A 12,450-nucleotide genomic window follows, 5' to 3' on the forward strand; every position below is an offset into this window, starting at 1 on the left:
AAGAAATGAAAAATCTATTTTCACTATTAAAACTTACCGTATTTACTTTGATTTTGTTTGCGGTTATTTATCCTTTAGCGATTTACGGAATCGCACAAATTGCTCCAAATCAAGGAAAAGGAGAAACTATTTCGGTTAACGGAAAAGTTGTTGGTTATCAAAAAATTGGTCAGAAATTCGATAAGTCGAATTATTTCTGGGGAAGACCTTCGGCTGTTGATTATAATGCAGCGGGAAGTGCCGGAAGCAACAAAGGCCCAAGTAATGCTGATTATTTGGCTTTAGTTCAAAAAAGAATTGATACACTTTTACTGGTTCATCCATATTTGAAAAAATCTGATATTCCGTCAGATATGGTTACGGCTTCAGGAAGTGGTTTAGATCCGAATATTTCTCCGCAAGGCGCTTTGATTCAGGTTAAACGAATTGCTAAAGAAAGAAAACTGGATGAAACTAAAGTTAAAGCTTTGGTTGAATCTAAAATTAATACTGCTGTCGTTGGTCCTGAAACAGTGAATGTTTTGGAATTGAATGCGGCACTGGATCAGTTGAAATAATACGCTTTAAACCCGACAGTCCCGAAGCCTCGGGATTAAAAACCTGTCGGGTTTGACAAAGATATTCAGTGATTCTTGTCATTCCGAGGAACGAGGACACGAGCGATAGCGAACTGGCGAAGCAATCTCCACAAGTAGCTCGACAAAGATTGGCGAATTTCTATGCGGAGTTTCCTCGTTCCTCGGAATGACAAACAAGTCTAAACTGAAAATTAAATACCTACAAGGTTTTGTAAACCTTGCAGGAAACAAAAACGCCTTTTTTACCCCAAGTGCCCTAGCCCCGATAGCAGTGGAAATCCTTTTGTGTCTCGTTTCTTTAACGAGATACAAAAGATTGAAACGGATAGCGGGATTAGCTCCTAAAAAATCTACTAATAAATAATAGAATACCACAAAATGAAAAAAATAATACTTACTGCTTTAATCGCTTTTGGTTTTAGCAATTTACATGCACAAGAAGAATCAAAAAGTCCGTTTACGTTTTCAGGATATGTAGACGCTTATTATAGTTATGATTTTGCAAAACCGGAAGATCATACACGCCCGGGATTTTTTTACAGTTATAATAAAAGTAACGAGGTAAACCTAAATTTAGGAATGGCAAAAGTGAATTATTCGAAAGAAAATATTCGAGGAAATTTTGCTTTGATGGCGGGAACTTATGCCGAATATAATATGGCTGCCGAACAAGGTTTATTGAAAAATGTTTACGAGGCAAATGTTGGTGTAAAGATTTCGAAAAGTCATAATTTATGGATTGACGCGGGAATTATGCCTTCGCATATTGGCTTTGAAAGTGCGATTGGAAAAGACTGTCAGACTTTAACGAGAAGTATTATGGCTGAGAATTCTCCTTATTATGAAACGGGAGTTAAAATTGGTTATACATCTGAATCTGGAGAATGGTACTTGGCAGGTATGTACTTGAATGGCTGGCAGAGAATTGAGAAAGTAGAAGGCAATCAAACGCCTGCTTTTGGAACTCAGGTTACTTACAAACCTTCTGATCGGGTTGCTTTGAATTGGAGTACATATGTTGGAAATGAACAACCGGATATTGATAAAAAATGGCGTTATTTCAACAACTTTTACGGACAATTTAAAGTAACGGAAAAGACAAATATTACAGCTGGTTTTGATATTGGATCGCAGCAATCGGCTAAAAGCAGTAATAAATATGATACTTGGTTTTCACCGGTTTTAATTCTACAATACAAACCAACAGATAAAATTCAGCTTGCAGCACGCGGTGAATATTATAGCGACGAAAAAAGTGTAATTATCGCAACTGAAACTCCAAATGGTTTTAAAACTTATGGATTTTCAGCTAACTTTGATTACTTAGTTACTGATAATGTTATGTTTAGAATTGAAGCGAGAAATCTTTCAAGTAAAGATGAAATCTTCACAAATAAAGACAATCTTCCAACGGATACGAATACGTTCGTAACGACTTCCTTGGCGATTAGTTTCTAGGAGAATATTTCTTGACACAGATTAAAAGAATTTTTTAATGTCTTTGTGTAGATTTATTTGCCACGAATTACACAAATTTTCACGAATTATATTAAATAAAAATTTGTGCAAATTTGTGTAATTCGTGGCGAAAAAAAATAATCCTTTTAATCTATGTAATCTGTGGCTTTAAAAAAAAACTTTGTGACTTAGCGCCTTCGTGGCAAAAAATATGGAAAACGAAAATAATAACGCACAGCACTTTCTCGATTTAATTCAGAAATCACGAAAAGGGAAGTTTAAAATCTACATTGGAATGAGCGCCGGTGTGGGCAAAACTTTTCGTATGCTTCAGGAAGCGCATTCGTTATTGAAAAACGGAATTGATGTAAAAATTGGCTACATCGAAACGCACATGCGGAAGGAAACGCATGAATTATTAGCGGGTTTGCCTATAATTCCGAGACGGACCATTTTCTATAAAGGAAAAGAATTGGAAGAATTGGATGTTCAGGCGATTATCAATCTTCGTCCAGAAGTCGTTATTGTTGATGAATTAGCGCACACGAACGTTGAAGGAAGCAAAAATGAAAAACGCTGGCAGGATGTTTTAGAAATTCTGGAAGCTGGAATTAATGTGATTTCGGCGGTTAATATTCAGCATATTGAGAGTTTAAATGAAGACGTAAAACGAATTACAAACATTGATGTTCAGGAAAGAATTCCTGATAATGTATTGCGATTGGCAGATGAAGTCGTCAATATCGATTTAACATCTGAAGATTTGATTGCGCGTTTGAAGGAAGGAAAAATTTATACTCCGGATAAAATTCAGACGGCTTTAACGAACTTTTTTAAATCGGAACAGATTTTACAACTTCGAGAACTAGCTTTGAAAGAAGTAGCGAGTCAGGTCGTTCGAAAAGTTGAAAATGAAGTTCCGAATCTTCATGCTTTAAGACATGAAAAACTTTTGGCCTGTATTAGCAGTAATGACAAAACAGCCAAAATTGTAATTAGAAAAGCAGCCCGACTGGCAAGTTATTATAATGGATCGTGGTATGTTTTGTATGTAGAAACTCCGCAGGAAAGCAGTACAAAAATTGCTTTGGACAAACAGCGACATTTAATTAACAATTTCAAACTCGCCGTACAATTAGGCGCAGAAGTAATTAAATTAGAAAACAAAAATATTGCCGATGCAATTTTGATTACCGCAGAAGAAAAACAAATTACAACTGTCTGCATAGGAAAACCGCATTTGAATTTATTTAAAGTAATTTTGTCTACAACAATTTTTAGGCGTTTGCTAAACAAACTGTCTCTATCAAATGTTGATCTTGTTATCCTGTCGTGAAAAAATATTAAACCATATAAGTAATATAAGTTCATTTTAATTAGGATGTTTGGTTTGCCACGAAGGCACTAAGACACAAAGTTTTTTTAATCTAATCTTTGTTTGCTTTGCGAAACCTTGGCCTCTTTGCGGTTAAAAAAGACACAAAGCGTTTCCTATACATCTTCTAATATTTTCTTATATTACTTATATGGTTCAAAAAAAAAGTTTTATAAAATGAGAATTAAAACCAAATTGAATCTGGGAGTTGGATTGTTATTTTTAATGATCATTATACTTTCGTTAGTGAGCGGCTATTCTGTTTTTTTGATAAAAGCGGATACAGAGAATATTCTGAAAGCGAATTACAATACGCTGGAATATTCGCGAAATATGATTTTGTCTTTGGATGAAATTAAAGCGAGCCCTGATATTAAGATTCATGTTTTCAAGGAATATCTTGAAAAACAAACGCAAAATGTTACCGAACCCGGAGAAAAAGAAGCAACTGCAAGTCTTGAAAAAAGTTTTGCTCTTTTAGAAAAAAACGGCTCTAACGAAGCTTTAAAAACACAGGTTAGACAGGACATTTTCACTATTATGAAATTGAATCTGGATGCCATAAAACAGAAAAGCGATATTGCCAAACATACCGCCGAAAATGCTAATTTATGGATTGCTATTGTGGGAACTTTATGTTTTTTAATTGCTTTTAATTTACTCATTAATTTACCCAATAATATTGCCAATCCAATAAAGGAATTGACGCTGAGTATTAAGGAAATTGCCAATAAAAATTATTCAGAGCGTGTTCACTTTACAAGTCATAGCGAATTTGGAGATTTGGCCAAATCGTTTAATACAATGGCGCAGAAACTTCAGGAATATAACGATAGTAATTTGTATAAACTCTTTTTTGAAAAGAAACGACTGGAAACTTTAATCAATAATATGAACGATCCTATTATTGGCCTTGATCACGAAGGAATAGTTTTGTTTGCCAATGATGAAGCACTTAAAATTATTGGTCTGAAACTGGAAGATGTTATCGGGAAATCGGCTTCTACTCTAGCCTTGTCCAATGATTTGATTCGTTCTTTGATTTTGAAAGAAGACTCAGAAACTCCTAAAAAGCAGCCACTTAAAATTTATGCGCACGGAAAAGAAAGTTATTTTGAAAAAGAAATCCTGAATATTACCATAATTCCAACAGGTGAAGAAAAAGAAATCAATATTGGCGATGTAATTATTCTGCGAAATATTACGCTTTTTAAAGAACTTGATTTTGCCAAAACCAATTTTATTGCAACGGTTTCGCACGAATTAAAAACACCTATTGCGTCTATAAAATTAAGTCTTCAATTGCTTGAAAACAATAAAACAGGCGACATGAACGACGACCAGAAACAATTGGTAGAAAGTATAAAAGATGACAGTCAGCGATTGTTGAAAATTACAGGAGAATTGCTTAATCTGTCTCAATTAGAAACCGGAAATATTCAGCTGAATATTGAAAAAAGTAATCCGCATGAGATTGTAAATTATGCTGTCGAAGCGGTAAAAGTTCAGGCTGATCAAAAACAAATTAATCTTTTAATTGATGCCGATGAAAATCTGCAAGACGTAAAAGCCGACAGCGAAAAAACAGGCTGGGTTTTGATTAATTATTTGTCGAATGCGATTCGGTATTCTTCTGAAAAAAGCACGATTATCATCAAATTAAAAAAAGAAAATAATCAAATGGTATTTCAGGTTATCGACACTGGAAAAGGAATTGATAAAAGATATAAAGACAAAGTTTTTGATAAGTATTTTCAGGTTCCGGGAAGTCAGAAATCCGGAACGGGATTGGGTTTAGCTATAAGTAAAGAATTTATTGAAGCTCAAAATGGAAGTGTTGGTGTAGAAAGTAATTTAGGATTGGGAAGTACGTTTTGGTTTTCGTTGAAGGTTTAGATTTTTTTTCCTGCCACGAAGGCACTAAGACACAAAGTTTATTTAAAGAATTTGAAAGATTTTTGAATAGCTTTGTGCCTTAGTGCCTTCGTGGCAAAAAAAATTACGTATTCGAAGTATTATTCTTAATCTCTCGAACTTCTCTTTTCAATTCTAAAAGCAAATCTTTCATTGCTCCTGTTTCTGTGATTTCTTGTTTTTTATCCGAACGGCCAATATTACATTCGTATTCCCAAATCTCCAAAATATCAGAAGCTTTCACTTCATAATTTGGATAAAAACTATTATCCGATTCTAAAACCAAGGCGTTCTTTTTGTTTTTATTGAGACGCTTATATACCATTCCTTCATTCTTAGTGATAAGAATATAGGTTTTACCATCCATCACCTCTCCCAGCTTTTCCACATAACGGCCAATAATAATAGAACCATCTTCGTGTGGAGGCATTGAATCACCTTCAACAGGAAATCCACGATGTTTTCCTGGTCCTAAAAAAGGAAGTGTAATCTGCTGTAAACTTTCAATATATTCCGGATCAGCATATCCGTTTAGATAACCTGCTTTTGCTTTTTGAGATACAATTTCAATAAAGTTTTCTCCAAAACTATCCACTTGAATCGGTAAAATAAGTCGATTGCCTTCCAGTTTTATCAAATTTTGCACATCAATTTTGCGTATATCGACAGATAATATCAAGTCAATACTCATATGAAAATATAAGGCAATTTTCTTTAAAATATCATACGGTGCTTCCGAAGTTCCATCTTCGTATTTAACGTATCTTCCTCTGGTAATACTAAGGTTCTCAGCTAATTTCTCCTGCGATATTTTATGCTTAACCCTTAATGCTCTGATGTTGTCTGAAAATAAGGACATAATTAATTTGTTATAATTTGGAACAGCAAATATATAAAAAAATGTTATCAACTGTACTAATTTTGCTTTATACAAAAAAACATTTTTTTGAAGTGATTATGAAATTGAGCAATATAAATACCACAAAATCAATAGAATTGTACATTCCGGATGTAAGTTCAAAAGTAAATCTGCCTTTTTTTGACGTTGGTATCAGCGCAGGTTTTCCTTCGCCTGCTGACGATTTTATCGAATTATCGATTGATCTCAACAAAGAATTCATCAAACATAAATACACTACTTATTTTGCAAGGGTTAAAGGACATTCTATGAAAAATGTCGGTATCAATGATGGTGATTTATTGATTATTGATAAAAGTCTGGAACCGCAGAATAATAAAATTGCCGTCTGCCAAATCGATGGTGAATTTACTGTAAAACGTATCAAAATAGAAAAAGACATTATTTGGCTTATTGCCGAAAATGAAGATTATCAGCCTATAAAAGTAACCCCGGAAAATAATTTTGTGATTTGGGGAATTGTGGTTCATTGTATTAAAACTTTTTAAGTTGAATGTCACGCTGAGCGAAGTCGATTGTCAGTCTGAGCGAAGTCGAAGACCTTTATACGATGAATCCCTTCGACTTCGCTCAGGGTGACAGAACAGAAATAGAAATAAAAAAAAACACATTTAGAAAATGTTTGCTTTAGTCGATTGTAACAATTTTTATGCTTCTTGCCAAAGAGTATTTGAACCACATTTAAGAGGAAAACCTATCGTTATTCTTTCTAACAATGATGGTTGTGTTATTTCACGTTCTGATGAAGCTAAAGCTTTGGGTATACCAATGGCTATCCCGGCTTTTAAGTATGAATCTGTTTTTAAAGAAAAAAACATTTTTGTTTATTCTTCTAATTATCCGTTGTACGGCGATATGAGCAATCGGGTAATGAACCTGCTTCAAACTTATACGCCCGAAATCGAGATTTACAGTATTGATGAAGCTTTCCTGAAATTTTCGGGTTACGATTTATTTGACCTGAATACACTGGGTTTAAAAATGCGTAAAGAAGTCACTCAAGGAACAGGAATTCCGGTTAGTATAGGTTTTGCACCTACGAAAGCTTTGGCTAAAGTAGCAAATAAAATTGCCCGAAAATTTGCAGATCGTACGCAGGGTGTTTATTGTATCGATTCCGAAGAAAAAAGAATTAAAGCATTAAAGTGGACAAAAATTGAAGACGTTTGGGGAATTGGAAGAAAACATGCCAAACGTCTTAAATTAAAAAAAATAATCACAGCTTATGATTTTACCCAATTTCCAGACGCTTGGGTAAGAAAAGAAATGTCTGTAGTTGGGCTTCGGTTAAAACATGAATTAGAAGGAAAACCAACTTTAGATTTAGAAGAAGCCGCAGACCGTAAAATGATTGCGACTACGAGATCTTTTGAAAAAAGATATACTACTTTTGAAGAAATCTCGGAACGAATCAGCACATTTACAGCTTCTTGCGCTGAAAAATTAAGACGTCAGGAGTGTCATTGCAATATGGTAACTGTATTTATCCAGACGAGTTTTATAAAGAATGAAGAATCACAATATTCACGAAGTATTACCATCACTACTGATTTTCCAACTAATTCGACAATAGAACTTAATGAGGCTGCACAAAAAGGTTTTAAAGCTATTTTTAAAAAAGGCTATCGTTATAAAAAAGCGGGTGTAATTGTAATGGGCTTAACGCCAAATAGTGAAACACAGCTTAACTTATTCGAAACTTCAAATCCTAAACATCAGCCTTTAATGAGTGTGATTGATAAAATGAACCAGAGTTACGGTAATAATAAAATTAAATTTGGTGTACAGTCGTTGGGGCGGCAGTGGAAAATGAAACAGAACAGATTATCTCCTAAGTTTTCTACTTCACTCAAGGATGCTATTACGGTTAAAGTTTAAATGTAAACAACAGAAAAACAATCGGTTTTACGTTATATAAAGATGAAAAATACGGAATATGCCATAGTCGATATTGAAACCACAGGCGGAAATGCCAGTGGCAGCCGCATTACAGAAATTGCCATTATTATTCATGATGGTAAAAATGTACTTGATCGTTATGAAACACTCGTTAATCCAGAGCAGGACATTCCTCCTTCTATTTTTGGATTAACCGGTATTAATAACGAAATGGTGGCTAATGCACCTATTTTCGACGATATTTCAGAGAAAGTATTAGAAATGCTTACTGATCGTGTTTTTGTTGCTCATAATGTCAACTTCGATTATTCATTTGTTCATCATCAGCTTGAAAAGGCGGGTTTTAAATGGTCTGCAAAAAAACTTTGTACCGTTCGTGCAGCCAGAAAAATCAAACCGGGTTTAGGATCTTACAGCTTAGGAAATCTCTGCAATTCCTTAAACATAGGTTTAGAAAACAGACACCGCGCGGGCGGAGACGCAGATGCAACTGCTATTTTATTTTCGCTTTTACTGGAATGGGACGATGCGGGAGAAATCGATAAAATGATCAAAAAAACGGCACAAGATCAGCGTTTGCCACCAAATCTTCCGCCTGATGATTTTAATAATTTACCTGAAAAACCTGGTGTATATTATTTTTATAATCAACAGAAAAAAGTGATTTATGTTGGAAAAGCAATTAATGTAAAAAAACGTGTTGCTTCGCATTTCAGCGGTAACAATATTAATCCGCAAAGGCAGCACTTTTTAAGGGATATTCACGGAATTTCTTTTGAAATCTGCGGTACAGAATTAATGGCACTTTTATTAGAATGCACCGAAATCAAAAAACTCTGGCCAACTTACAACAGGGCCTTAAAACGCTTTGAAGCAAAATTTGGAATTTATCAGTATGAAGCCCGAAATGGTTATAAATATCTGGCCATTGGAAAAGTAAGCAAATTTCAGATCTGCATTCATGAATTTAACAGCCAATATGATGGAATTAATTTATTGCGAAGTCTGGCAGAACAGTTTGAAATCGACCATAGATTCTGCAAATACACCAGACCGGAAGAAGGAGAACTTTTTCAAAATAATGAAGTAAAAGATCTGCCTGATGTTGTACTACATAACGAACAAGTTGATAATGCTATTGATTTTTTATTGACCAACAGACCCACTTTTGCTATTATAGACAAAGGAAGATCTAAAGACGAAAGAAGTTGCATTTGGATCGAAAACGGACATTTTCATGGCATGGGATATATTCCGTCAGATGTCTCTATTCATGATCCATTAGAAGTAAAAAACTATACGGAGCCTTATAAAAGCAATCAATATATTGAACATTTGATTTTTGCTTACGCAGAAAAACATCCGGGTAAAGTGTTCTTTAACAAGCAGTTCCTGAAATAAGAATATTAAATTAATCTCGATTAAATGCTTAATAATCAGTAAATTTAATAATACAACTAATTAAATGTACCATGAAAATAGCAACATATAACGTAAACGGAATCAACGGTCGCCTGCCTGTATTATTACACTGGCTTGATGAAGCTGCACCAGATATTGTCTGCCTGCAGGAATTAAAAGCGCCACAGGATAATTTTCCGCTTAAAGCGATTAATGATGCCGGTTACAATGCGATTTGGCACGGACAAAAGCAATGGAACGGTGTTGCAATTCTTGCCCGAAACATGGAAATTGAAGAGGTAACACGCATTCTACCGGGAGATGATGAAGATGTTCAGAGCCGTTATATCGAAGCTTTGATTAATGGAATCGTGATCGCCTGCCTTTATCTTCCAAATGGAAATCCTTTGCCGGGACCCAAATTTGAATATAAGCTAAAATGGTTTGATCGTTTACATGAACGCGCACAAACATTATTGAATTTAAAAATTCCTGTAATCTTAATTGGTGATTTTAATGTTATGCCAACAGAATTGGATGTTTACAAACCCGAAAAATGGGTTAACGATGCGCTATTCAGGCCAGAAGTTCGAAAAGCTTTTGCGGCTATAGTTTCGCAAGGTTGGACAGATGCGATTCGGAAATTATATCCTGACGAGAAAATTTACACTTTTTGGGATTATTTTAGAAATGCTTACGAACGGGATGCCGGTTTAAGAATTGATCATTTTTTACTGAGTCCGCAAATAGCTTCAGCATTACATTCGGGCGGTGTTGACCGTCATGTGCGAGGCTGGGAAAAAACAAGCGATCATGCTCCTGTTTGGATTGAAATTGACAAAAAATAAATGGAAAATGACATTATTTAACGACACCGAATTATTTACCGCAGGTTTGGCAGGAAAAAAAGTATTTGACATCCCTGATTCTGAATTGATTTTGATTGATAATTTCTTCACCAAAGAAGAATCTGATCGTTTTTATGAAAGACTGCTTCGCAAAACGAAATGGAGAGAATATGAAATGGAAATTTACGATAAAACCTATACAGTTCCCAGAATGATCGCCTGGTATGAGGACAAAGATAATCCCGGAGCAGACCCAAAAGGACCCGACTGGACTTATGAATTACTAAAAATTAGAGGCCGTGTAGAAAAAGAAACACAGCTGGATTTTAATACCGTTTTACTTAATTTATACCGCGATGGAAATGACGGCGTGGGCTGGCACAGCGATAAAGAACACAATACGGGGCCAAACCCGGTTATTGCTTCGGTGACTTTTGGAGAAACCAGAATGTTCAGGCTTCGTCATAAATTCAACAAAGAAATTCCACAGGTCGAAATTCCGCTGCATCATGGATCTTTTTTACTGATGGCGGGAACCACAAATAGTTTTTGGCAGCATCAGGTTCCTAAAACAGCTCGCAAAGTTTTGCCCAGAATCAACCTTACTTTTAGACAAACCAAACGTAGTGTATGATTTATAATCAATTCAAAATGAGTTTTTTCACCATTTAATAACGATGAGGAAAATTCTGTCGAAAAAAGTTAAAATACTGATTGTATGAAGGTTTTATTAGGCAGACCCTTTCTTTTTTACTAGTTTTGCAACCCTTTTTTAAAATATAATACCAAAATGGCTTATTCAAACAATGATTTATCGCGTTTCTTAGATGCGCAAAATAAACTTTATCTTACTGCCCTTGCTGAGATCAAAAAAGGGAAAAAAGAAACGCACTGGATGTGGTTTATTTTTCCTCAGATTAAAGGATTAGGCACGAGCGATACTGCAAATCTTTATGCGATTGCCGATCTAAAAGAAGCTTCAGAATTTTTGGAGCATCCTATTTTAGGAAAACATCTTATTGAAATTTCTGGAATTTTATTGACTTTTAAAAGAAAATCAGCTGACGGAATTTTGGGTGATTTAGATGCTAGAAAATTACGTTCTTCGATGACTCTTTTTTCAATGACCGAAAATACGAATCCAATATTTCAGGAAGTTTTAGATGCTTTTTTCTCTGGAGAATCAGACCCGCTTACAATATCTATTATTAATTCAACTATAAAATCATCTACTGAAGCTGTAACTATATAATTTATAACATTCATAGATTTTTTACGTATAAAGGCACTGCATAATGCAGCGCCTTTTTTGTTTTTTATTTATCAAGGTTTTTCATCAAAACACGAAAACATAAAGCTTTATATTTATATTCTATTTAGTTTTACTTACATAAAAAACCAAATCATGACCGAAACAATCAAAACTCTTCAAATTATTCACCTTGCCGTTTGTGCAGGAACAATTGTCGCTTATTTCTTTTTAGGTGAACTTTCTGTCGAAAAACTAAATATTCCTAATATTGATTCATCATCACTGGTATATGTTTTTATTCCAGTTTTAGCGTTTGTTTTCAGTACTTTTTTATTCAAATCACAATTAAAACAAATTGACCAAAACTAAAAACCGAAGACAAATTACCCATTTATCAGACAGCATCAATAATGCGATGGGCAATTTTAGAAGGTGCTGCTTTTTTAATCTTATTTTTAAAACCGGATTTTGTGCTATTCGGAATTCTTATCATTATATATCTTATTTTCCTGAGACCTACCGAGGAAAGAATCAATAACGATTTAAACGAAAATTCTTAACCGCAGAGAAGCAAGGATTTTACGCAAAGGCATAAAGAAAAAAATAAAACTTTGCGACATTATCTAAAATCTATTCTCTTTATTTATCTTCTTACCTCTCTTCTCAAGTAGCGAAATTTCATGAAATAGAATCTGATTCTCGAAATATAACAGCTTATCAAAAACATAAAATATCCGAAACTCCTTGTTTTCGGGCATTTTTCGTGTGGCACATGTATTGGTTTCTTACAAATCAATTAAGATTAA

General features: G+C 34.5%; 12 protein-coding genes. 11 read left to right on the forward strand and 1 reads right to left on the reverse strand.

Annotated features, from left to right (window positions below):
• Window positions 1-5 precede the first annotated feature (5 nt).
• From APR43_RS13370 to APR43_RS13385, 4 genes are all read left to right on the forward strand, one after another.
• Complete coding sequence (locus APR43_RS13370; RefSeq protein ID WP_053472274.1) at window positions 6-557, forward strand: K(+)-transporting ATPase subunit C; 552 nt, start codon at window positions 6-8, stop codon at window positions 555-557.
• A 399-nt stretch (window positions 558-956) separates the two neighbouring features.
• Window positions 957-2,036, forward strand: a complete 1,080-nt coding sequence (locus APR43_RS13375; protein WP_053472275.1) for a porin — start codon at window positions 957-959, stop codon at window positions 2,034-2,036.
• Window positions 2,037-2,247: 211 nt separating this feature from the next.
• On the forward strand, window positions 2,248-3,372 hold the full coding sequence (locus APR43_RS13380) for a universal stress protein (RefSeq protein ID WP_053472276.1): 1,125 nt from the start codon (window positions 2,248-2,250) through the stop codon (window positions 3,370-3,372).
• Between the two features lie 216 nt (window positions 3,373-3,588).
• The gene (locus tag APR43_RS13385; protein WP_053472277.1) at window positions 3,589-5,307 is read left to right on the forward strand and encodes an ATP-binding protein; all 1,719 of its coding nucleotides are present in this window, start codon (window positions 3,589-3,591) and stop codon (window positions 5,305-5,307) included.
• Between the two features lie 103 nt (window positions 5,308-5,410).
• Here the strand turns inward: APR43_RS13385 and APR43_RS13390 are convergent, their stop codons facing one another.
• Window positions 5,411-6,184 (reverse strand): XRE family transcriptional regulator, encoded by a 774-nt coding sequence (locus tag APR43_RS13390; RefSeq protein ID WP_053472327.1) that lies wholly within the window; start codon window positions 6,182-6,184, stop codon window positions 5,411-5,413.
• 98 nt (window positions 6,185-6,282) lie between these two features.
• On the opposite strand from APR43_RS13390, the gene APR43_RS13395 reads away from it, so the two are divergent.
• The 7 genes from APR43_RS13395 to APR43_RS24675 all read left to right on the forward strand — a co-directional run bounded on the left by APR43_RS13395 (window position 6,283) and on the right by APR43_RS24675 (window position 12,013).
• Window positions 6,283-6,732, forward strand: coding sequence for a LexA family protein (locus APR43_RS13395; protein ID WP_082356430.1), 450 nt, complete (start codon window positions 6,283-6,285; stop codon window positions 6,730-6,732).
• Between the two features lie 130 nt (window positions 6,733-6,862).
• The gene (locus APR43_RS13400) at window positions 6,863-8,122 is read left to right on the forward strand and encodes a Y-family DNA polymerase (protein ID WP_053472278.1); all 1,260 of its coding nucleotides are present in this window, start codon (window positions 6,863-6,865) and stop codon (window positions 8,120-8,122) included.
• A 42-nt stretch (window positions 8,123-8,164) separates the two neighbouring features.
• Window positions 8,165-9,544 (forward strand): exonuclease domain-containing protein, encoded by a 1,380-nt coding sequence (locus tag APR43_RS13405; RefSeq protein ID WP_053472279.1) that lies wholly within the window; start codon window positions 8,165-8,167, stop codon window positions 9,542-9,544.
• Window positions 9,545-9,615: 71 nt separating this feature from the next.
• Entirely contained in the window at window positions 9,616-10,392 is a 777-nt protein-coding gene (gene xth, locus APR43_RS13410) for an exodeoxyribonuclease III (RefSeq protein ID WP_053472280.1), read from the forward strand.
• Between the two features lie 7 nt (window positions 10,393-10,399).
• The gene (locus APR43_RS13415; protein ID WP_053472329.1) at window positions 10,400-11,026 is read left to right on the forward strand and encodes an alpha-ketoglutarate-dependent dioxygenase AlkB family protein; all 627 of its coding nucleotides are present in this window, start codon (window positions 10,400-10,402) and stop codon (window positions 11,024-11,026) included.
• A 156-nt stretch (window positions 11,027-11,182) separates the two neighbouring features.
• A complete protein-coding gene (locus APR43_RS13420; protein ID WP_053472281.1) occupies window positions 11,183-11,644 on the forward strand; it encodes a DUF1810 domain-containing protein in 462 nt (153 codons plus the stop codon).
• 153 nt (window positions 11,645-11,797) lie between these two features.
• Window positions 11,798-12,013: a hypothetical protein gene (locus APR43_RS24675; RefSeq protein WP_053472282.1), complete on the forward strand. Its 216-nt coding sequence runs from the start codon at window positions 11,798-11,800 to the stop codon at window positions 12,011-12,013.
• The last annotated feature ends 437 nt before the right edge of the window (window positions 12,014-12,450 follow it).

The sequence above is a fragment of the Flavobacterium sp. NLM genome, assembly GCF_002210235.1.
Classification (GTDB): Bacteria; Bacteroidota; Bacteroidia; order Flavobacteriales; family Flavobacteriaceae; genus Flavobacterium; species Flavobacterium panici.

Coding starts and splice junctions, on each gene's coding strand:
- APR43_RS13370 (WP_053472274.1), top strand. CDS start 6: ATGAAAAATCTATTTTCACTATTAAAACTTACCGTATTTACTTTGATT.
- APR43_RS13375 (WP_053472275.1), top strand. CDS start 957: ATGAAAAAAATAATACTTACTGCTTTAATCGCTTTTGGTTTTAGCAAT.
- APR43_RS13380 (WP_053472276.1), top strand. CDS start 2,248: ATGGAAAACGAAAATAATAACGCACAGCACTTTCTCGATTTAATTCAG.
- APR43_RS13385 (WP_053472277.1), top strand. CDS start 3,589: ATGAGAATTAAAACCAAATTGAATCTGGGAGTTGGATTGTTATTTTTA.
- APR43_RS13390 (WP_053472327.1), bottom strand. CDS start 6,184: ATGTCCTTATTTTCAGACAACATCAGAGCATTAAGGGTTAAGCATAAA.
- APR43_RS13395 (WP_082356430.1), top strand. CDS start 6,283: ATGAAATTGAGCAATATAAATACCACAAAATCAATAGAATTGTACATT.
- APR43_RS13400 (WP_053472278.1), top strand. CDS start 6,863: ATGTTTGCTTTAGTCGATTGTAACAATTTTTATGCTTCTTGCCAAAGA.
- APR43_RS13405 (WP_053472279.1), top strand. CDS start 8,165: ATGAAAAATACGGAATATGCCATAGTCGATATTGAAACCACAGGCGGA.
- xth (WP_053472280.1), top strand. CDS start 9,616: ATGAAAATAGCAACATATAACGTAAACGGAATCAACGGTCGCCTGCCT.
- APR43_RS13415 (WP_053472329.1), top strand. CDS start 10,400: ATGACATTATTTAACGACACCGAATTATTTACCGCAGGTTTGGCAGGA.
- APR43_RS13420 (WP_053472281.1), top strand. CDS start 11,183: ATGGCTTATTCAAACAATGATTTATCGCGTTTCTTAGATGCGCAAAAT.
- APR43_RS24675 (WP_053472282.1), top strand. CDS start 11,798: ATGACCGAAACAATCAAAACTCTTCAAATTATTCACCTTGCCGTTTGT.